Below are 20,132 nucleotides of genomic sequence, written 5' to 3'. Positions count from 1 at the left end.
GCCACGTAAACTTCTGTACATGGCGAGGAAGGCAAAAACCGAGGGCGCGGACAGCGCCGAGAACGCAGGGCGGCTCAAGCAGATCGCCCTGACCTACAAGATGACCAGGCGGACCGACAGCAAGATCGGTCTCATCGTCGCGGGTGTCGGACTCGTCACGCTCGGTGTCCTCCTCGGCATCGGCTTCGCGATCGGTCACCCCGTCTACCTGGGCATCCTGGGCTTCGTCCTGGCCGTCCTCGCGATGGCGATCGTCTTCGGCCGGCGCGCGGAGCGGGCGGCCTTCGGGCAGATGGAGGGTCAGCCCGGCGCGGCGGCCGCCGTCCTGGACCGGATCGGACGCGGCTGGACCGTCACCCCCGCGGTGGCGATGAACCGCAGCCAGGACGTCGTCCACCGGGCGGTCGGCAAGGCCGGCATCGTCCTGGTGGCCGAGGGCAACCCGAACCGAGTGAAGGCCCTGCTGGCCTCGGAGAAGAAGAAGATGGCCCGCATCGTGGTGGACGTGCCGGTGCACGACATCATCGTCGGCAACGGCGAGGGCCAGGTGCCCCTGAAGAAGGTCCGCACCAAGATGCTGAAGCTTCCTCGCGTCCTCGCCGGCCCCCAGGTGACCGGCACCAACGACCGGCTGCGGGCGATGGGCGACCTGATGAGCAACATGCCACTGCCGAAGGGCCCGATGCCCAAGGGCATGCGGATGCCGCGTGGCGGAAAGATGCGCTGACCGCGGACGTCAGCACGAGAGCGGGGCGGCCCCGAACCGGTGAACGGTTCCCGGGGCCGCCCCGCTCTCATGACGTGACCCGGCCGACCGTGCACGACGCGACGGCGGGGTGCGCACGGCACGGACGTGTACGGGACGGGTGTGTACGGACGGTCACGTACACGGGGGCGGGTCGTCTACAACCTCGACACCCGCGCCCACGGCGACGCTCACGCAGGAGCACACCCACCAGGAGCGGCCCCGGGCCGGACCGCCGGGCCCCCGGACCGGTCGCCTGCGGCCGGTCTCCGGTCACATGCGGATCTGGACGGCGCGCGAGAGGCGGTCGTGGAGCCCGCGGCCGTCGCGGTCCCAGACGATTGCGGGGATGACGAGCAGAAGCAGGACGGTCCGCAGGACGACCCGCACGAACCCGAGCCGGCCGCCGTCCTCCGCGATCACCCGCACGCCCAGCAGGCGCTTGCCCGGTGTGCAGCCGATGGTCCCGACGGTGAGCAGGCTCATCACCAGGAAGACCCCGAGCGCCCAGTTGCCCGCCGCCTGCTGGTCGCCGCGGGCGAGCAGCCCGTAAGCGATCACCATGCAGAGCGACCAGTCGATGAAGAGGGCCCCGAAGCGGCGCCCGAGCGGAGCGACCGAGCCGGGCCCCGTCTCGGGGAGCCCCAGCCCCTTGCCCCGGTAGCCGAAGTCGGCGCCCATCTGCTCGGCGGCCGCGCGGGGGCCCGAGAGCCACGATCCGATTGCTTGCCTGTTGTCCACCCGTCCACGGTACTGCGCCCGCGTCCGCTCCCGGCCGGGCGGGGGGAGGCAGCCCGGCCGGTGGAGATGCTCCCCGACCCCCGCCCGGTTAACTTGGGCGAAACAAATGGGTCATGCTGGAGAAATGCCGTCTGCCTAAGGTCAGGTCCGGCGTGTGCCACCGCACTGGCCGCACAGCGAGCTACAACCCCGTCCCTCCTGGGCCGGGAGTAGGAGGAGTTGGATGTTCCAGAACGCCGACGAAGTGCAGAAGTACGTAGCGGACAACGACGTCAAGTTCATCGATGTCCGGTTCTGCGACCTGCCCGGGGTGATGCAGCACGTCACGATCCCGGCGACGACCTTCGACCCGGCCGAGGAACTGGCCTTCGACGGTTCGTCGATCCGCGGCTTCCAGGCCATCCACGAGTCCGACATGGCGCTGCGCGCGGACCTGTCGACGGCCCGGGTGGACCCGTTCCGCCGTGACAAGACGATCAACGTCAACTTCTTCATCCACGACCCGATCACGGGCGAGCCGTACAGCCGCGACCCGCGCAACATCGCGAAGAAGGCAGAGGCGTACCTGGCCTCGACCGGCTTCGCGGACACCGCGTACTTCGGCCCGGAGGCCGAGTTCTACGTCTTCGACAACGTCCGTTTCCAGACGTCGGCGAACGAGAGCTTCTACCACATCGACTCCGAGGCCGGCGCCTGGAACACCGGGGCGCTCGAGAACAACCGCGGCTACAAGGTCCGCTACAAGGGCGGCTACTTCCCGGTCCCGCCGGTGGACCACTTCGCCGACCTGCGGGCCGAGATGTCCCTGGAGCTGGGCAGGAGCGGCCTCCAGGTCGAGCGCCAGCACCACGAGGTCGGCACGGCCGGCCAGGCCGAGATCAACTACAAGTTCAACACGCTGCTCGCCGCGGCCGACGACCTGATGCTCTTCAAGTACATCGTGAAGAACGTCGCCTGGCGCAACGGCAAGACCGCGACCTTCATGCCCAAGCCGATCTTCGGCGACAACGGCTCCGGCATGCACGTCCACCAGTCGCTGTGGCAGGGCGGCACGCCGCTCTTCTACGACGAGCAGGGTTACGCCGGCCTGTCGGACATGGCCCGCTACTACATCGGCGGCATCCTCAAGCACGCGCCGTCGCTGCTGGCCTTCACCAACCCGACGGTGAACTCCTACCACCGCCTGGTCCCCGGCTTCGAGGCCCCGGTCAACATGGTGTACTCGCAGCGCAACCGCTCCGCCGCGATGCGCATCCCGATCACCGGCTCGAACCCGAAGGCCAAGCGCGTCGAGTTCCGCGCCCCGGACCCGTCCTCCAACCCGTACCTCGCCTTCTCCGCGCTGCTGATGGCGGGTCTGGACGGCGTGAAGAACAAGATCGAGCCGGCCGAGCCGATCGACAAGGACCTCTACGAGCTGGCTCCCGAGGAGCACGCCAACGTCCAGCAGGTCCCGACCTCCCTCCCGGCCGTGCTCGAAGCCCTGGAGGCGGACAACGAGTACCTCCAGGCGGGCGGCGTCTTCACGTCGGACCTCATCGAGACGTGGATCGACTACAAGCGCACGCACGAGATCGCCCCGATCCAGCTCCGCCCGCACCCGCACGAGTTCGAGCTGTACTTCGACCTCTAGGCAGAGGGGCCCGGCGCCCTGCGCGAGATCCTCTCGAAGAGCACGTGACCTGGGAAAGAACTCTCAGCAGCCTTCCCAGGCACCCCCTTGTTCTCCGCCTTCTCGCCCGTTGAGCGCGCTCGCCCGGCGAGTCGCCTGACGTGACGCCGGAGCACGGCGGGGGCCTCGGCGGGCGCCCTCCGTCGCGAAGCCGGGCTACGGGGCGCCGGTGCCCTGGTTCTGGTACGCGGCGGCCCTGGTGGCCACCAAGGTGCCGTTGACGTGCGGGTCCTGCGGCATCGGGAGCACCTTTTCGCTGCCGCACATCAACTGGACCTTGGCGGTCTTCGCCAGGGTCACCACTCCCGTTGCGCTCAGTGACGCCTCGTTGTAGCCGTTGCCGCGAGGCGTCGCCATCGACGGGCCCCCCGTGACGTAGCAGCTCGCCTTGTCCGCGTACACCAGGTGGGCGGAGCCGGTCAGGGTGTAGGTCCCCGCGGGGAGCGACAGGGCGACGACCTGGGTCATGGCCGCGCCGATCTCGCTCACCGATGTGGCCTTGTAGACGTCGGCCGGGGCGGCAGCGACGGCGGCGGGCTGGGACGCGGTCGCGGTGGCTCCGGTGTAGGCGACTCCCAGCGTCGCGACGACCGCGGCGGACATCCCCACCGCTGTGAACGTGCCGACTTTACGCATGACGCATCGCCCCCCTGGACGTTTGTGGACCGACGAGCGCCAAGCTACAGCCCCATCGCCCCTGTCGAGGGGGGTTGGAGGGCCGCCACCTGAGCTGTCACCCGGGCGTAGAGCGTGTTGGCGAACTGTTCATTCAGCTGGTCCCGTCCCCGGCTCTCCCTCCGGGCAGCCGTGGGCCTCACCGCAACGACGGGCGTGTTCTCCCCGCCCAGTACTCGTCGGCCGTCATGCCCAGCAGCAGCACGTCGTGGTGGGCGCCGGCGAAGAACTCGTGCTGGCGCAGGCGGCCCTCCTCCACGAAGCCGAGTTTGCGGTAGAGGGCCAGGGAGGCGTCGTTGAAGGCGTACACCTCCACCTCGCACTTGTGGGACCGCTGCTCGGCGAACATGTAGGTGAGGACCAGCTCGGTCGCCTCGGCCGCGTAGCCCTGGCGGCGGTGTTCGCGGGTGACCTCGATGCCCGTACAGAAGCGGCCTGCCCGCGCGTCCGTCTCGCCCACCGACACCGCGCCGACGAAGGCGTGCTCGAACCGGGTCTCGATCACCAGTTGGAACGCGGCGGCGTCCGGCGGGCGTTCGGCGCGCTCCGCGGTCCAGGTGCGGAAGCTCTCGTCCGAGCGCGGCGGGTCGACCACATCGGCGTTCCGGGCGTCCACGGTGTGCAGGGCCAGGGCCCTGAAGCCCTCCCAGTCCTGGGGCTCGATGCCCCTGAGGCGCACCCTCTCCCCGGTCCACAGGTCGCTCATCGCTCTCCCCTGCCTCTCTCGCCCACGGTCGGGCGGTGGGTACGGGCCCGTCGCCGAGGGACGGCGGGGGCGGTGGCCGGACGGCGGGGCGCCACCGCCCGCCGGCGGCCCGGGCGGTCGGTGGCGCCGCTCAGGTGCATGGGCGACGACGGCCCGCGCGCGGTCCAGGGCTCCGTGCGCGGGGCGCCCGCCTCCCGGTCATAGGCGACACCCCGGTGACCCGTGGCCGCCTGTGCCGCTCCCGTGTCCCGGGCGCGGTCCCCGCGGGCGGTCTCGCGGCCGTCGGCGATCGCCGCGGCGGGCCGGGGGCCCGGCGGTACGGCTCGGGGGCGGTGGACGATGTCCGACCCGCCCGTGCTGGAGCCGCCGTTCAGCACGATCACCTGTGTGGTCACCCGGTCACGGTAGACGCGACCGCCCCGGCGCTCGACCCGGTTTACGGACCGGGTCCAGGCTCTTTTGGCTCTGACCGGGCTTGACCGCGGCGGCCCGAAGGGCCTGTGGCCGTCTCGTCGTCGCGGGCGGTGCGCCGGAGTGAGGCAGCGGTGGAGGCAGCCGGGCCCGCCGCGCCCGGCCGCGCGGCATCGATGAGCCGGGCAGGGCTATCCGGGCTTGATGGTGGCGAGTTGGGCGAGCAGCAGGATCAGCCGGTAGGCGGCGGCGTAGTCCTGGGCGGTGAAGGCGACCGTACGGGCCCCTCGGGCGCGGGAGACTCCCGGTACGAGTGTCGCCAGGTCGACGGCGTGCGGGCCCGCGAGGTCGACCTCCACGTCGAGCGGCCCGGTGAGGACCAGGGGCGGGACGTCCTCGTACCGTGCGACGGCTTCGGCCGCCGCACGGCGCAGCCGCCCGCGCGTCTCCTCCGGGTGCGGCATCACGGCGGCCGCCATGCCGAGGGCCTCCTTGACCGCCACGGTCGCGGCCAGGGGCACGAGGTCGGCCAGTTCGGCGCAGGCGGCGTCGTCTCCGCTGAGCAGGACGACCGGCACGCCCAGGTGGCCCGCCATGGCGGCGTTGAGCCCGATCTCGCCCAGGGAACGCCCGGCCACCCGCACATCGAGGATCTCGCCGTTCATCGTGTGGGCCATGACGCCCGGGCCGCCGCCCGCGCGCACGTGGTAGCCGATGAGCAGCACCGCGTCGGTGTGCTCGTCGAGCCCGGCGAGCATGCCCAGGGGGCGTGGCTTGCCGCGGACCAGGCGGGCCCGCCGGTCGAGCTGTTCGGGCAGCAGATTGCGGTAGGGGCCGTGCGCGTCGGCGACGCGGACCTCGGCGGCCGGGTCGGCGTCCAGGACGCCCGCGACGACCGCGTTCGCCTCGGCCGTCATCAACGCCCGGCCCCGCTCGTAGTCGTGACGGTCGGGGTGCGTCTCCGTGGGGTGCACGATCCCCGAGATGCCTTCCATGTCGACCGAGATGAGTGTCTTCATGGCCTCGGGAGCCTATCGGGCGCGGGTGGGGCGCGCCTGTGCCCCCGGACGGGTCCGACCGGGGGCACGGGCACGATCGACGGGCGGGCGGGATCAGCGGCCGTTGCGGATCAGGGCGCGCACCATGCGGCAGGTCGTGTCGGACGGAGGGTGGATGCCCAGGCGCTCCGCGGCGATCCGTATCCGGCGGTTCCGGGCGCTGGCGGGCTGGTAGACCCCGCTGTCGAGCAGGGCGATCGCCAGGCGCATGGCCTTGAGGCGGCGGTTGTGCGAGACATACCACTCGCGGGGCCGGCCCGCGGGCAGTCGCTTCTTCGGCAGGGACGGGGGCAGCGGCGGGTGGGCGGGCAGCGGTCGGTCGAGCGTCTCGGTCGAGACTGCGGCAACGGCCATCGGCAACCTCCTGGCAGCGGGGCGGGGCCCTCACGAACTCCCTCTATTTTACTGCCCACCACTGACAATCGCCCCTGGCCAGAAGGGCTTTCGGAGGTCCCTCGCGTAACCTCGGCCCCATGGAGATCTGGATCAATCCCGCCTGTTCCAAGTGCCGCGGCGCGCTCACCGTGCTCGACGCGGAGGGGGCCGACTACACCGTCCGCCGCTACCTGGAGGACGTTCCGTCGCCCGACGAGATCCGGGCAGTCCTGGACCGGCTGGGGCTGGAGCCGTGGGAGATCGCCCGGACCCAGGAGGCCGCGGCCAAGGAGCTGGGACTCAAGGAGTGGCCGCGCCAGGCCGGTTCGCGGGAGCGGTGGATCGTCGCCCTCTCCGAGCACCCCGAGCTGATCCAACGGCCGATCATCACCGCCGACGACGGGTCCGCCGTGGTGGCGCGCAGCGAAGAGGCGGTACGGGACGCGCTGCGGCGTCGCTCCTGATCCCGTGCCGCGCGTCGTGCTTGATCCCGGGCGTCACGTCCGGCCCGTGCCCGTACGTGACGTCGCGGGGAGCTGTGCCCGTACGCGGTGCCGTGCCCGGGCCCACCGTGCCGCGCGGGCGGCCCGGCCCTCCGCCCCCGCGGTGGGCCCGGTCCTACGCCGCCTGCGCTTCGGCCTGCGCCAGGAGCTCCGTGAGGCGGAGGCCGAAGCGGGCGTCGCACGCGTGCGGCACCCCCGTGCGCACCGCCTCGGCGAGGGCGTCGACCGCCCCCCGGAAAGCGGCCTCCGCGCCGGCCCAGCCCGGGATCGTCGCCGTCCCCTGGGCGCCCCGGAACTCGATCTCGACGCCCGCCGCGCCGGGCGGGGCGCTCAGCCCGAGGGTCACCGTGCTCGACGCGCCGGAGGTGTGGCGGAGGATCAGGTGGACGGTGTCCGCGGGGCCCCGGGCGGCGGTCAGGTGCTCGATGTCGCCCAGGACGGGGATCAGCACGGAGAGGGCGTGCGGTCCGACGTCCCACAGGCCGCCCTTGTCGCGACGCCACGGCGAATCGGCGTACTCACTGCTGGAGCCGGGGGCGTAGAGCGAGCCGAGCCACTGGGCGCGGGCGGTGAACCAGCCGTCCACCGCTCGCTGTTCGGCGATCCAGGCCGCGGTCTCCGGGGCGAACCGCAGCGTGCAGAAGACGACCGAGGCGACGTCTGCGACGGCCACGGCCTCGGCGACCTCGCGGGCCCCGGCCACCGTCGTGGCGACGGGCTTGTCCATCAGGAGGTGGCAGCCGGCCCGCGCCGCGCGCACGGCCAGGGGGGCCTGCACGTCCGGCGGCAGCGCGATGGCCACCGCGTCGCTCGCCGCCAGCAGCGCGTCGATGCCCTCCTCCCCGGCGTACGCCCTGCTCCCGTGGGCGGCGGCGAGGGCTTTTGCCGCCTCGGCTCGGCGTCCCCACACCCCGCTCAGCTCGACGCCGGGGTGGCCGGCGAGCGCGGGGGCCTGGGTGTTGCGCGCCCAGGGGCCGGTGCCGAACAGTCCGATGCGCGGGGGGGTGGTGCCAGCAGTCGTCATGGGGCCAGTGTGCCCGGTGCCCGCGGTCCAAGGGGGAGCCGCCCGGCCCGATGCAGCTGGCGTGCGGTCGGCGGGAGCCCGGGCCGGCCCGAGGAGCGCCGGTGGCACGCCGCACCCGCGCCGCCGACGTAGGCCGAAGGGGTGGCGCCGGGCGGTCGTGGCCGGTCACGTCGCCGGCGCCGGCCGCAGGGCTCCGACTGTGGCTTCCGGGACCTGCCTGGTGGGCGCCGCTTGCGCTGTCCGCGCCCCCGCTCCCGGCCGGCTCCACACCGCCCGGGGGAAGGCCCAGCCGCCCCCGCTCCCCTGCCCGCGGGGGAAACCTCGGTAACACGGGGTTCACATCCGGGCAACGGACGGGAAATCGCCTGTTGCCAAGCTGCGCGGCATAGACCGCTGCACCCCGCAAAGGATGGCGTCCGTGACGTTCAAGGCTGAGTACATCTGGATAGACGGCACCGAGCCGACCGCGAAGCTCCGTTCCAAGACGAAGATCATGGACGGTACGCCGTCGCAGGACGTGGCGGACCTGCCCACGTGGGGATTCGACGGTTCCAGCACCAACCAGGCCGAGGGCCATGCCTCGGACCGGGTGCTGAAGCCTGTGTTCACCTGCCCGGACCCCATCCGGGGCGGCGACGACGTCCTCGTCCTGTGCGAGGTCCTCGACATCGACATGACGCCGCACGCGTCCAACACCCGTGCCGCGCTGCGTCCGTCGGCCGAGCAGTTCGCGGGCCAGGAGCCGGTCTTCGGCATCGAGCAGGAGTACACCTTCTTCGACGGGCACCGGCCGCTCGGCTTCCCCGAGGGCGGCTTCCCGGCCGCGCAGGGCGGTTACTACTGCGGCGTCGGGGCGGACGAGATCTTCGGCCGTGAGATCGTGGAGAAGCATCTCGACAACTGCCTCAAGGCGAACCTGGGCATCTCCGGCATCAACGCCGAAGTGATGCCCGGCCAGTGGGAGTTCCAGGTGGGCCCGCTGTCCCCGCTGGAGGTCTCCGACCAGCTGTGGGTGGCCCGCTGGCTGCTCTACCGCACCGCTGAGGACTTCGGCGTCTCCGCGACGCTGGACCCGAAGCCGGTCAAGGGCGACTGGAACGGCGCGGGAGCGCACACCAACTTCTCCACCCGGGCGATGCGCGAGGGCTATGACGCGATCGTCACCGCGTGCGAGTCGCTCGGCGAGGGCTCCAAGCCGATGGACCACGTCAAGCACTACGGGGCGGGCATCGACGACCGGCTCACCGGTCTGCACGAGACCGCTCCGTGGAACGAGTACAGCTACGGCGTCTCCGACCGCGGCGCCTCGGTCCGTATCCCGTGGCAGGTCGAGCAGGACGGGAAGGGTTACATCGAGGACCGTCGGCCGAACGCCAACGTCGACCCGTACGTCGTCACGCGGCTGATCGTCGACACGTGCTGCACCGCCCTGGAGAAGGCCGGCCAGGTCTGATCCGTCGCCCCGCGCCTGCGCGGCTCCCGGGGGCGCGCCGGCCGGCGCCGCCGTCGGCGGAGTCGATGCGGCCCCTTCGTCCATCCGACTGACGTGCCAGAATGCCAGGTTGTCGTTGGCGGACGCACGAGCGGGGGACGGTCGATGGAGGCACTGGACGCGCGGGACCCGCGCCGGGTCGGCCAGTACCGCGTGCTGGGGCGGCTCGGCGAGGGAGGGATGGGCCGCGTCTACCTCGCGCGGAACGCGGGCGGCCGTTCCGTGGCCCTGAAGTTCATCCACCCCGGCATGGCGGCCCTCCCCGGATTCCGGGAGCGGTTCCGGCGCGAGGTGGAGGTCGTCCGCCGGATCGGCGGCGCCGGCACGGTGCCGGTGGTGGACGCGGGCGTCGACGACCGGCATCCCTGGTACGCGGCGGAGTACGTGCCGGGCCCCTCGTTGCAGGAGGCCGTCGACACCTTCGGACCGCTGCCGCCCGAGGCGCTCTGGCGGTGCGTGGCCGGGCTCGCCCGGACGCTGGAGCACGTGCACCGCCACGGCCTCGTCCACCGGGATCTCAAACCCTCCAACGTGCTGCTGTCCGCCACCGGGCCGCGGCTCATCGACTTCGGTGTCGTGCACGCGGCCCTGGACACCGCGCTCACCGCCAGCGGCGCGCGCATCGGCACCCCGGTCTACATGTCGCCCGAGCAGGCGTACGGGGAACCCGTCACCTCCGCCAGCGACGTATACAGCTTCGGGCTGACCGTGGCCTTCGCGGGGAGTGGTCGGGTGCCGCTCCGCGGAACTCCGGCCGCGCAGCTCCCCGCCGCCGACGAGGCGCTGGCCATGCTGGTCCGGCACTGCCTGGACCCCGATCCGGCCCGCAGGCCGGACACGGCGCAGCTGGTGGTGCGGGCCGACGCGTACGACACCACGACCGACGCGTGGCTCCCCGGGCCCCTGGCGTCCCTCATCGCACGCCGATCGGAGGAGCTGCTCAACCTGGAGGCGGGAGAGGAGGGCGGAACGGACGCCGGGCCGGTGCCGCCGCGCACCGAGGCCGATCCGAAGGGGCACGGTTTCGACGCGGCCTTCCACGACGCGCCCACCCGGGGCCCGAGCGGCCACGGCCAGGCGCCGCCCCCTCCGGACGCTCCCCCGCCGCCACGGCACGCACCCCCACCGCCGCGCGAAACGCCCCCGCCGCCGCGAAAGGACCCCCCGCCCCCCTGGTCCTCCCCTCCGCCCCGGGCCGCGCGGGGCGCCCGGCCGACCGCCGCCGGGCGCCCACGCTCGCCGGACTGGCCGTACGAAGGCCTCCTCGGTCGGCCTCTCATCGGGCTCGCCTGGCTCGCGCCCGCCACGCTCACCTCGCTGCTGATCGCGCTGGCCCTCCCCACCGTCTTCGGCTGGCTCCGACTCCTCGTGGCGGCGGCCCTGGTGGGGCTGGTGTGCTGGCTGGCCGCTCCGGGCAGCCGCCGGGACGTGGCGCGCTGGTTCCGCACCGCCCAGGTCTACTGGGCCGTGGTCGCGCTCCTGACCGTGCAGAGCTGGTTCGCGGCCGGCCAGTACGGCACCGACCTGCTGTACGTCCGGTCGAAGCAGGCGCCGTCCCTTTTCCAGGAGGCGGCCCACGCCCTGCTCGGTTTCCTCGAACTGTTCCTGGCCCTGGGCTCGCTCGGCGCCTTCTACCTCGTCCCCACCGTCGTCGGGCGGTGGGTGCGGGCCGGCCGGGAGGGGCTCTGACCGACGCCGGGCGCCGGGCGGCACATCGGGCCCGCAGGGGGGCCTGCGCGAGGGGCGGGGGTGGTGCCAGGTACACCCCCGTTGGGTGGCGGACCGGCTGACGCCGCGGGGCCGGCCCGGGTGAGACTGGCTGCTGGACCGGGGACGAGCCCGGGTCCGGCGAGGGAAGAGGGACCACGATGAACGCCTATCCGGGGCGGATACGGCCGTCGATGCTCGCGGCGGGGCGCGGCCTGTTCCTGTCGGTGGCGGGCCTGGCGGCGTCCATCACGCTGTTCGTCCTCGCGGTGCTCTCGATCGCCTTCATTCCGCTGGGCATCGGCGTGTTCACCACCCCGGTGGTGCTGGAGGCGGTGCGCAAGCACGCGAACCAGCGGCGGCTGTGGGCGGTGACCTGGGTCGACGTGCGGATTCCGATCCCCTACCGGCCTCTCCCCCGGGATCTGCGGGCGGGCGCCGCCGGCCAGGTGGAGCGCACCGCGCTGCTGCTGAAGGACCGGGCGACCTGGCGGGACCTGCTGTGGCTGCTGACGGACATGTCGGCCGGGGCGGTGCTGGCCGTGGTGGCCGCGGGGCTGATGCTCTACCCGGTCGAGTCGGTCGTCCTCGCGGCGGGGCTGTGGCGGGTGTTCCGGGACGACCCGTACTGGTACGGGTTCGTGCCGGTGGACAGCCAGGGGACCGCCGTGGCGGCGCTGGCGCTGGGGATCGTGCTGTTCCACGTCGGTCTGCGGGCCGCGGAACCGGTGCTGCGGGCGCACTTCCTGCTCGCCCGGACGCTGCTGGCGCCCGCCCAGGGCCAGGAGCTGGCCCGCCGCGTCGAGCGGCTCACCGAGACCCGGTACGAGGCTGTGGACACCGCCGCCGCCGAGCTGCGCCGCATCGAGCGGGACCTGCACGACGGGGCCCAGGCCCGGCTGGTCGCGATGGGCATGAGCCTGGGCGCCATCGAGGCGCTCGTCGAGAAGGACCCGGCGCAGGCGAAGAAAATGCTGGCGGTGGCTCGTGAGTCGTCGGCGGAGGCCCTCGCCGAACTGCGCGACCTGGTCCGGGGCATCCACCCACCGGTCCTCGCGGAGCGGGGCCTGGGCGACGCGGTCCGTGCGCTGGCGCTGCGGCTGCCGGTCGCCTCCGAGGTGACGGTGGAGCTGCCGGGGCGGGCCCGGTCGCCGGTGGAGTCGGCGGCGTACTTCGCGGTCAGCGAGGCCCTGGCGAACACGGTGAAGCACGCGGAGGCCGAGCGGGTCCACGTGGACCTGCGTCACACGGACGGGATGCTGCGGATCTCCGTGACGGACGACGGCAGGGGCGGCGCGGCCCTCGCAGCGGGCTCGGGGCTGAGCGGGATCGAACGGCGGCTGGGTACATTCGACGGCGTCCTGGCCGTCAGCAGCCCCGCGGGCGGTCCCACCATGGTGACCATGGAGATTCCTTGCGCGTTGTCCTAGCCGAAGATCTCTTCCTGCTGCGCGACGGCCTGGTGCGCATGCTGGAGGCGTACGACTTCGAGATCGCGGCGGCCGTGGAGACCGGTCCGGAACTGACCCGGGCCCTGGCCGAGTCGCAGCCGGACGTCGCCGTCGTCGACGTCCGGCTGCCGCCCTCCCACACGGACGAGGGCCTCCAGTGCGCCCTGGCCGCCCGCCGGGCCCGGCCGGGGCTTCCGGTGCTGGTGCTCTCGCAGCACGTGGAGCAGCTGTACGCCCGGGAGTTGCTGGCGGACGGCGACGGCGGCGTCGGCTACCTGCTGAAGGACCGGGTCTTCGACGCGGACCAGTTCGTCGACGCGGTGCGCCGGGTCGCGGCGGGCGGCACGGCGATGGACCCGCAGGTCATCTCCCAGCTCCTGTCGCGTCGTTCGCGGGACGAGCCGATGGGCGGGCTGACTCCGCGGGAGCGGGAGGTGATGGAGCTGATGGCGCAGGGCCGTTCGAACACCGCCATCGCCTCGCAGATGGCGATCACGGAGCGGGCGGTCGCCAAGCACACCTCTAACATCTTCGGCAAGCTCGCGCTGCCCCCGTCGGACGACGACAACCGCAGGGTCCTGGCGGTTCTCGCGTATCTGGACCACGGCTGACGCACCGCCGCCCGCCCGGGGGCCGGCGCCCGCCCGGCCGCTCACGGGCGCGCGGGGTCAGGGGTGCGCCACGGCGAGGCTGACGACGTAGGCCTCCTCCACCGTCCCGTCCGGGAAGAGTCCGCTCAGCAGGGCGCGTTCGTGTCCCAGGCAGTCGCGCGCCGCCGCCGGGTCCGCGACCAGGAAGCCGGAGTACGTGGCGATGTTGGCGAGGTGCACGTCGATCGGCACCCGGCGGCTCCAGGCCACGTGCCGGGTGCGGAAACCGAGCCCGTCGGGGAGCCCGGCGATCAGACGGGTCGCCTCGTCCCGTGCGGCCGGGGCGCCGGCCCCGAAGAACGCCCGGAGCCGGCGGTCCTGGTCGCCGATCCACTCCACGGAGGGGTCGGAGTCGTTCCACCACAGGGCCAGCGCCCCGCCCGGCCGCAGCACCCGGCGGGCCTCGGGAACCGAGCGGGCCGGGTCGGTCCAGTGCCAGGCCTGCGCGTACGTGATCAGGTCCATGGAGCCGGTCCGCAGCGGCAGCCGGTCGCCGTCGCCCCGGACGACGGGCACGTCCGGCAGGCTCCGGCGGAGCTGGGCGGCCATCCCCTGGCCCGGTTCCACGGCGGTGACCCGGGCCCCCCGCTCACACAGTCGCGCGGTGCCCAGGCCGGTGCCCGCGCCGATGTCCGCGACCCGGGCCCCGGCCAGGGGCAGTCCGGCGAACTCCTCGACGGCGTCCAGCAGGGCAGGCGGGTAGGAGGGGCGGTTGGCGGCGTAGGCGGCGGCCGCCGCGTCGAAGGAGCGGGCCCGCGGAGCGTTCGTCATGCGGCCATCATGGCGCGGCCGGGGCGGTACGGAGCGGGGCCGGACGGATTCCGCGCCCCCGGAGGGCGGTCCGGGGGCGTCCAGCGGGCCGGGAGACATGACGGGGGAGCGGCCCGGGGGCCGCTGGGGAAATCCCCGCACGCCTCTGGTCCCCCCGCGTACCCGTCAGTACATTGACACCATGTCTAACACGCAGCCCGCGGCGGTCGCGTCGGAGCGGACGCCCCTCAGGGCCCGCAAGGTCTCCTTCGCCTGGGAGAACACCCCTTTGCACTGGGTGCCGGGCGACCCGTTCACCACGCACACCATCAACGTGCTTCACCTGCTGCTCCCGGCCGGGGAACGCTGGTTCGTCCATGTCTACCGGCAGGTGCTCCCGTACATCCACGACGACCGGCTGCGCGAGGACGTCATCGGGTTCATCGGGCAGGAGGCCGTGCACGCGCAGGCCCACGACGACGTGCTGCCGCACCTGCGGGGGCTGGGCCTAGACCCGACCCCGTACACCGCGCAGGTCGACTGGTTCTTCGAGAAGCTCCTCGGGGACCGGACGCTGCCGCCGGGGCGGGCGTCGAAGTGGTGGCTGATGGAGCGGGTGGCGACGATCGCCGCGATCGAGCACTACACCGCCTTCCTCGGCGACTGGATTCTCAACGCAGAGGAGCTGGACCGCCGGGGCGCGGACCCGACCATGCTGGACCTGCTGCGCTGGCACGGGGCGGAGGAGGTGGAGCACCGGTCGGTGGCCTTCGACGTCTTCATGCACGTCGACGGCGGCTACCGGCGGCGGGTGCGCACCTGGGCCGCGGCGTTCTCCGCGCTGGTGTTCCTCTGGCAGCGCGGCACCCGGTTCTTCATGGAGCGGGACCCCACCCTGCTGGGCGGCAAGGCCTCGCTCGCGGCGTACCACGCGCGCGGCAAGCGGGGCACGCTGCCCAGCACGCGCGCGGTCCTGCGGTCCGTCCCCAGCTACCTCAGCCGGAGCTACCACCCCTCGCAGGAGGGCAGCACGGCCCAGGCCGTCGACTACCTCGCCCACTCGCCCGCGGCGCTCGCCGCCGAGGCCCGTACGACGGGAACCCCCTGACCCATGGCCCTGCCCCGTCCGCGTACCGTCGCGCTGGCCGCCGGCGCCGCCCTGGTCGCCCGGCGGACCCTGCGGCGCCGGATCGCCCGGTCCCCGCTCTGGCCGATGCCCGCCCTGCCCCAGCCGGTCTCCGGCCACTCCCGGCGTCGGGCGACGGCGGCCCGCCGGTTGCTGATCACCGGTCGGACGGTGGTCGCCGACGGCGTCGTCCAGCTCCGGCTGGAGGGGAGCGAGCTGCCGCGCTGGCGGCCGGGCGCCCATCTGGACCTGGTACTGCCGTCCGGCCTGGTACGGCAGTACTCGCTGTGCGGCGACCCGGAGGAGACCGGCGCGTACACGGTGGCGGCCCGGCTGGTCGAGGACGGCAGGGGCGGCTCGCGCGAGGTGCACGAGCGGCTCCAGGAGGGCGTGGAGATCGAGGTGCGCGGGCCGCGCAACCGTTTCCCGCTGGCCGGGGCCCCCGCCCACGTCTTCGTCGTGGGCGGCATCGGGATCACCCCCGTGTTGCCGATGCTGCGGTCGCTGTCCGCGTCGGGGGCCGAGTGGCGGCTGCTGTACGGAGGCCGGTCGCGGGCCTCGATGCCGTACCTGGAGGAGATCGAGAGGCTCGGCGCTGACGACGGCCGGGTCACGGTCGTCGCCCAGGACGAGGCGGGGCGCCCGGACGTGGCGGCGGCACTGACCGGGCTCGCCCCGGGCACGGCGGTCTACTGCTGCGGCCCCGAACCCCTGATGGACGCCGTCGCCGCCGCGCTCCCCGAGGACTGCGCCCTGCACCTGGAGCGGTTCTCCGCCCCGACGGCGGACGCGGCCGGGGCCGGGGCGTTCGAGGTGGAGCTGCGGCGCAGCGGGCGCACCGTGCCGGTCACGGCCGGACAGTCGGTGCTGGCCGCCGTCCGCGCGGAGCTGCCGCACGTCTCGTACTCCTGCGAGCAGGGCTTCTGCGGGACCTGCCGACAGCGGGTGCTGGACGGCGAGGTCGACCACCGGGACGAGTTGCTGAGCGACGACGAGCGGGGCGATTCGATGCTGATCTGCGTCTCGCGCTGCCGGGGCGGGCGCCTCGTCCTGGACCTGTAGGGGCTCTCGGCCCGCCCCCGGATAGGCTGTTCGCCATGACGAGGGGGGTGCGGCGCAGGATGGGCGTCGACGAGCGCAGGCAGCAGTTGATCGGCGTAGCGCTGGATCTGTTCAGCCGCCGCTCGCCCGCGGACGTCTCCATCGACGAGATCGCCGCGGCGGCGGGGATCTCCCGGCCGCTGGTGTACCACTACTTCCCCGGGAAGCAGAGCCTGTACGAGGCGGCCCTGCGGCGGGCCGCCGACGAGCTGGCGGCCCGCTTCCTGGAGCCGCTCGAAGGGCCCCTGGGAGAGCGGCTGTTGCGGGTGATGGGGCGGTTCTTCGACTTCGTCGAGGAGCACGGCCCCGGTTTCTCGGCACTGATGCGCGGCGGGCCCGCCGCCGGCTCCTCGACGGCGAACGCCATGATCGACGGGGTGCGGCAGGCCGCGTACGAGCAGATCATCGCGCACCTGGGGGTGGCGGAACCCCCCGCACGGCTGGAGCTGGTGGTCCGTTCCTGGGTCTCGCTCGCCGAGTCGACGGCGCTTATCTGGCTGGACGGGCGGCGCGTTCCGCGCGCCGAGCTGGAGCGGCAGTTGGTGCACGACTTCGCGGCGCTCGCCGCCGTGAGCGCCGCGTACGACCAGGAGATGGCGGGCGTCGTGCAGCGGGTGCTGTCCCAGGAGCCGGCGGAGGGGCCGTTCGGCGAGTTGCTGGCGCGGCTGTCGGCGCTGGCCCCGGCCGTGCCCGCCGTTTTTGCGCAGCGCCTGCCGCACTGAGGGCGACCGGCCGGCGGACCGCTCGGTGTCAGGCGGGCAGGCCGTTGCGGTGGGAGACGCGGCGGGCGGCGGCCAGCAGGGCGTGGATCTGCGGCCCCGCCTGGTCGATCTCGGTCACCGGCCGGGGGAACGGCAGCCGCGCGTCGTGGTGGGCGCCCGGGTATTCGAGGCGCAGGGTCACCCCGTAGCGGTCCATCGCCAGCGGCACGGCCCGGGTCATGCCGCGCTCCGGGTGGGGGCGGACGAGGCGCAGCAGCAGCGGGACGAGTTCGCGGTGCTGGTCCACCAGGTGGGTGAGCATGCCCGCCTCGCCCCCGGCGACCGGGTCGGGTTCCGCCTCCTCCAGCTCCTCCAGGGTGAGGAACGAGCGCCCCTCGGCGTCCTCGAGGACCGCCTGCCCGAACTCCATGCAGGTGCTCCGCCCGGTGTCGGCGCCGTAGGGGGCGGCCAGCAGCCCGGTGACGGTGACGCGGGCGCGCAGCCGGTCGCGTACGGGGGTGGGGGCGATGTCCGTGAACTCCAGGCGGGCCGGCACGCGTTCACCGGAGGGCGGGCGTCCTGAACAGTCGGGGGCGTGCAGGTGAATGTGGCCCATGGCCGCCGTGCCGTCGAGGCGGCGGACTTCGGTGTGCAGCCCGTCGCTGACCACGGTCATCGAGTGGGCGACGGCCAGGATCGACCGGACGCGCTCGGCGCGGGTCGGCCGGGTGGCGCGGGGGCGGGAAGGGCGCATCCGGTTCCTCCAGGGGTGGTCGGCGACACCTGAGTAGCTACTTAGGCATGCCTAACCTTACCTGCGTGACGGGAGAGAGGACAGCCCAGGACCCGGCTCGCGCCCACCCCTCGTACCGGCTGCTCAGAGCTGGAGTTCGTCGCGGAGCGCGGCGGCGAGCCCCACCTCCGCGTTGTCCGTCCGCCCACGCTCGAAAGCCCGCTGGTAGGCCTCGTCGCCCACGGCCGCCCTGGCCTGGCGTTCGCAGGTCTCACGGATCGCCTCCAGCTCGGGCGTGCCGCGCTGGGGGTGGCCGACCATCCGCCAGTAGGCGCAACCGGTGCCGTGGACCCGGGCGGCCTGCGCGCCCGCCCCCTGGGCGGCGAGCGCGGCGGCCAGGAGGTCCAGCCCGAGCGCGACGCCGAAGCTGTCGCGGAGCCGGTGCTTGCCCGCGAGCATCGACCGGGCGTGCGTGGCGGAGGCCGCCGGACGTCCCTGGAGCAGCGCGATCAGGGCGAGTTGGTAGTCGGCGTACGAGCGGGTCCAGTACTCCCCCGCCTGCTCGCAGGAGCGTCGCAGCTCGATCGCCCCCGCCTCCGCCTCGGCGAGCCGCCCCAGGAAGGTGAGCCCGAAGACGGCGACGAGCCGGCAGCGCAGCCGGTGGGCCGAGGCCGCGGGCACGCTGGCGGTCATGCGCAGCACACGCTCTGCGGCCTCCAGGGCGGAGGCTGGCTGCCCGGTCATCAGCTTCGTGAGGCCGCAGAGGTAGGTCGCGCCGAGCATCCCCTCGTCGTCCCGGTCGTGGAGTGCGATCGCCGTGCAGAGCGCGCCGTACTTCTCGGCGGTCGCGAAGTCGCCCTGGAGCAGGGCCGCGACGCCGAGCACCCACTGCAACCGGGTCCGGTGGGGCCCGTCCACGGGCTCCGCGTCCAGGGCGCGCCGGGCGTAGCTCCGGGCCTCGGACAGATGGCCGCAACAGGCCCAGAAGAAGCCGACCCGGCCCGCCATCTCCTGCGCCCCGCCGACGTCGTGGGCCAGCAGGTGCTCCAGCGCGGCGCACAGGTCGAGATGGGTGTCGGACACCTTGTGGTACCAGAACACCTGGTCGGGGCCGGTCCACCCCTCGTGGGCGCGGCGGGCGATACGGAGGAAGCCGGCGGCGTGCCGCTCGGCCGCGGCGTGCTCCTCGCCCAGCTCGGTGAGCCACATCCGGCCGTACTCGCGCAGCGTGTCGAGCATCCGGTAGCGGTGTCCGTCGCGCTGCACGACGGACTGGGCGACCAGTCCTTGGAGGGCCCGGTCGACGTCGTCGGGGGTGAGCGGACCGCCCGCGCAGACCTCGCGGGCGATCTCCTCGTCGAAGTCGGTGCGCAGGAGGGCGAGACGCGCCCACAGGAGGCGTTCGAGCGGGCTGCACAGCTCGTGGGACCAGCCGATGGCCGTCCGCAGGGTCCGGTGGCGGCGGGGCCACACCGACGCGTCGGCCAGGAGGTCGAGCCGGGAGGTGTCGGGCGCCTCGCAGCAACGGCCCCCGCCGGGCACGCCCGGCTCGCAGGCGGGTACGGGTCCGGGCCGCGCGCTGCCGTCGCCCGGCGCGTCGTGGGGAGCGCCGGGGCCGGGGCCGCCGACGCCGAGCGCCCCGAAGGGGCCCCCCGGGCCCGTGCCGCCGGCGCCGGGCGCGTCGAAGCGGGCGCCGATCCGCGTGGCGAGCTGGGCCACGCTGTGCCGGCCGATGCCCGCCGCGGCCAGTTCGATGGCGAGCGGGATGCCTTCGAGGCGGCGGCAGATCTCGACGGCCGCCGCCGCCTCGTCCGGGGCGTCGAGTCCGGCCCCCGGGTCGGCGGCGCGCAGCCGGTCGGCGAAGAGCTGGAGGGCGTCGGGGGCCCCGTCGACCGGGAGCGGCGGCACCTCGACGGCGTACTCCCCCCTGGTGCCCAGCGGTTGTCTGCTGGTGACCAGGACGGTCAGGCCGGGCGAGGTCGTGAGGAGCTCGGCCAGCAGGTGCGAGCAGGGGCCGCGGAGGTGTTCCGCGGAGTCCAGGACGAGCAGGAGGCGCTTGTCGCTGAGCCATTCGCAGAGCGTCTCGACGGGCATGCGCAGGGAGTGGTCGGCGAGCCCGACCGCGTCCGAGACGGTGGGCAGCAGCAGCCGTTCGTCGTGCAGCGGGGAGAGGTCGGCCCACCAGGCGCCGTCCGGATAGCGGTCGGCGGCACAGCGGGCGGCCCGGACGGCGAGCCGGGTCTTGCCGACGCCGCCGGGGCCGATCAGGGTGGTCATCCGCCGGGTGGTCAACGCGGTGTGCAGCCGCGCCAGTTCGGCCCGCCTCCCGACGAAGCTGCTCGTCTCCTCCGGGAGGTATCCCACCTTGGTCATCATCACCGTCCGCACGCTGGGGCAGGGGCCGCCGGCGAGCCGGCCGCCCCGCGCGGGGCGCCTGCCGCGTGAACCGGGCCGCCTCCCGCCTCCCGAAGGGGGAGGGCGGGAGGCGGGCCGGGCGGACCAGGACGGCTG

Annotated in this window: 20 protein-coding genes; 10 read left to right on the top strand and 10 right to left on the bottom strand. The window is 73.7% G+C overall.

Going from position 1 to position 20,132, the window contains the following annotated elements; translation table 11 throughout:
- Positions 1-19 precede the first annotated feature (19 nt).
- On the top strand, positions 20-727 hold the full coding sequence (locus V9U70_RS23690) for a DUF4191 domain-containing protein (RefSeq protein ID WP_336678317.1): 708 nt from the start codon (positions 20-22) through the stop codon (positions 725-727).
- A gap of 291 nt (positions 728-1,018) precedes the next feature.
- Here V9U70_RS23690 and V9U70_RS23685 read toward each other — a convergent pair whose 3' ends face one another.
- On the bottom strand, positions 1,019-1,426 hold the full coding sequence (locus V9U70_RS23685) for an RDD family protein (protein ID WP_336678396.1): 408 nt from the start codon (positions 1,424-1,426) through the stop codon (positions 1,019-1,021).
- A gap of 283 nt (positions 1,427-1,709) precedes the next feature.
- On the opposite strand from V9U70_RS23685, the gene glnA reads away from it, so the two are divergent.
- Positions 1,710-3,119, top strand: coding sequence for a type I glutamate--ammonia ligase (gene glnA / locus V9U70_RS23680; protein ID WP_336678315.1), 1,410 nt, complete (start codon positions 1,710-1,712; stop codon positions 3,117-3,119).
- 195 nt (positions 3,120-3,314) lie between these two features.
- On the opposite strand, the gene V9U70_RS23675 is transcribed toward glnA, so the two are convergent.
- The 5 genes from V9U70_RS23675 to V9U70_RS23655 all read right to left on the bottom strand — a co-directional run bounded on the left by V9U70_RS23675 (position 3,315) and on the right by V9U70_RS23655 (position 6,362).
- Complete coding sequence (locus V9U70_RS23675) at positions 3,315-3,794, bottom strand: hypothetical protein (protein ID WP_336678314.1); 480 nt, start codon at positions 3,792-3,794, stop codon at positions 3,315-3,317.
- A 178-nt stretch (positions 3,795-3,972) separates the two neighbouring features.
- Complete coding sequence (locus tag V9U70_RS23670; RefSeq protein ID WP_336678312.1) at positions 3,973-4,539, bottom strand: GNAT family N-acetyltransferase; 567 nt, start codon at positions 4,537-4,539, stop codon at positions 3,973-3,975.
- Complete coding sequence (locus V9U70_RS23665; RefSeq protein WP_336678310.1) at positions 4,536-4,934, bottom strand: P-loop NTPase family protein; 399 nt, start codon at positions 4,932-4,934, stop codon at positions 4,536-4,538. Before V9U70_RS23665 ends, V9U70_RS23670 begins: the two co-directional genes overlap by 4 nt.
- 207 nt (positions 4,935-5,141) lie before the next feature.
- Entirely contained in the window at positions 5,142-5,969 is an 828-nt protein-coding gene (locus V9U70_RS23660) for a M55 family metallopeptidase (protein WP_336678308.1), read from the bottom strand.
- 93 nt (positions 5,970-6,062) lie between these two features.
- Positions 6,063-6,362: a hypothetical protein gene (locus tag V9U70_RS23655; RefSeq protein ID WP_336678306.1), complete on the bottom strand. Its 300-nt coding sequence runs from the start codon at positions 6,360-6,362 to the stop codon at positions 6,063-6,065.
- Positions 6,363-6,481: 119 nt separating this feature from the next.
- Between V9U70_RS23655 and V9U70_RS23650 the strand changes: the two genes are divergently transcribed.
- Positions 6,482-6,847 carry an ArsC/Spx/MgsR family protein gene (locus V9U70_RS23650; RefSeq protein ID WP_336678304.1) on the top strand — a complete coding sequence of 122 codons (366 nt, stop codon included), beginning with the start codon at positions 6,482-6,484 and terminating at the stop codon, positions 6,845-6,847.
- Between the two features lie 154 nt (positions 6,848-7,001).
- On the opposite strand, the gene V9U70_RS23645 is transcribed toward V9U70_RS23650, so the two are convergent.
- Positions 7,002-7,910 (bottom strand): Gfo/Idh/MocA family protein, encoded by a 909-nt coding sequence (locus tag V9U70_RS23645; protein ID WP_336678303.1) that lies wholly within the window; start codon positions 7,908-7,910, stop codon positions 7,002-7,004.
- Positions 7,911-8,328: 418 nt separating this feature from the next.
- Between V9U70_RS23645 and glnII the strand changes: the two genes are divergently transcribed.
- The 4 genes from glnII to V9U70_RS23625 all read left to right on the top strand — a co-directional run bounded on the left by glnII (position 8,329) and on the right by V9U70_RS23625 (position 13,171).
- Positions 8,329-9,363: a glutamine synthetase gene (gene glnII, locus V9U70_RS23640; protein WP_336678302.1), complete on the top strand. Its 1,035-nt coding sequence runs from the start codon at positions 8,329-8,331 to the stop codon at positions 9,361-9,363.
- Positions 9,364-9,507: 144 nt separating this feature from the next.
- Positions 9,508-11,091, top strand: a complete 1,584-nt coding sequence (locus V9U70_RS23635) for a serine/threonine-protein kinase (protein WP_336678301.1) — start codon at positions 9,508-9,510, stop codon at positions 11,089-11,091.
- Between the two features lie 179 nt (positions 11,092-11,270).
- Positions 11,271-12,539, top strand: coding sequence for a sensor histidine kinase (locus tag V9U70_RS23630; protein ID WP_336678300.1), 1,269 nt, complete (start codon positions 11,271-11,273; stop codon positions 12,537-12,539).
- On the top strand, positions 12,524-13,171 hold the full coding sequence (locus V9U70_RS23625; protein WP_336678298.1) for a response regulator transcription factor: 648 nt from the start codon (positions 12,524-12,526) through the stop codon (positions 13,169-13,171). Before V9U70_RS23630 ends, V9U70_RS23625 begins: the two co-directional genes overlap by 16 nt.
- Positions 13,172-13,228: 57 nt before the next feature.
- Here V9U70_RS23625 and V9U70_RS23620 read toward each other — a convergent pair whose 3' ends face one another.
- Complete coding sequence (locus V9U70_RS23620) at positions 13,229-13,981, bottom strand: class I SAM-dependent methyltransferase (RefSeq protein ID WP_336678297.1); 753 nt, start codon at positions 13,979-13,981, stop codon at positions 13,229-13,231.
- Positions 13,982-14,162: 181 nt separating this feature from the next.
- Here V9U70_RS23620 and V9U70_RS23615 point away from each other — a divergent pair, with 181 nt between their 5' ends.
- From V9U70_RS23615 to V9U70_RS23605, 3 genes are read left to right on the top strand one after another with little or no spacing between them, the layout of a single operon-like run.
- Positions 14,163-15,068, top strand: a complete 906-nt coding sequence (locus tag V9U70_RS23615) for a metal-dependent hydrolase (RefSeq protein ID WP_336678296.1) — start codon at positions 14,163-14,165, stop codon at positions 15,066-15,068.
- Between the two features lie 3 nt (positions 15,069-15,071).
- Complete coding sequence (locus V9U70_RS23610; RefSeq protein ID WP_336678294.1) at positions 15,072-16,148, top strand: PDR/VanB family oxidoreductase; 1,077 nt, start codon at positions 15,072-15,074, stop codon at positions 16,146-16,148.
- Positions 16,149-16,183: 35 nt separating this feature from the next.
- The gene (locus V9U70_RS23605; protein WP_336678292.1) at positions 16,184-16,909 is read left to right on the top strand and encodes a TetR/AcrR family transcriptional regulator; all 726 of its coding nucleotides are present in this window, start codon (positions 16,184-16,186) and stop codon (positions 16,907-16,909) included.
- 28 nt (positions 16,910-16,937) lie between these two features.
- Here the strand turns inward: V9U70_RS23605 and V9U70_RS23600 are convergent, their stop codons facing one another.
- Positions 16,938-17,642 (bottom strand): DUF2470 domain-containing protein, encoded by a 705-nt coding sequence (locus V9U70_RS23600; protein WP_336678290.1) that lies wholly within the window; start codon positions 17,640-17,642, stop codon positions 16,938-16,940.
- A 123-nt stretch (positions 17,643-17,765) separates the two neighbouring features.
- Positions 17,766-19,997 (bottom strand): ATP-binding protein, encoded by a 2,232-nt coding sequence (locus V9U70_RS23595; protein ID WP_336678394.1) that lies wholly within the window; start codon positions 19,995-19,997, stop codon positions 17,766-17,768.
- Between the last annotated feature and the right edge of the window lie 135 nt (positions 19,998-20,132).

The sequence above is a fragment of the Streptomyces pratensis genome (genome assembly GCF_037137275.1).
Taxonomy (GTDB): domain Bacteria; phylum Actinomycetota; class Actinomycetes; order Streptomycetales; family Streptomycetaceae; genus Streptomyces; species Streptomyces pratensis_B.
This window is presented reverse-complemented; position numbering and strand designations above follow the sequence as displayed.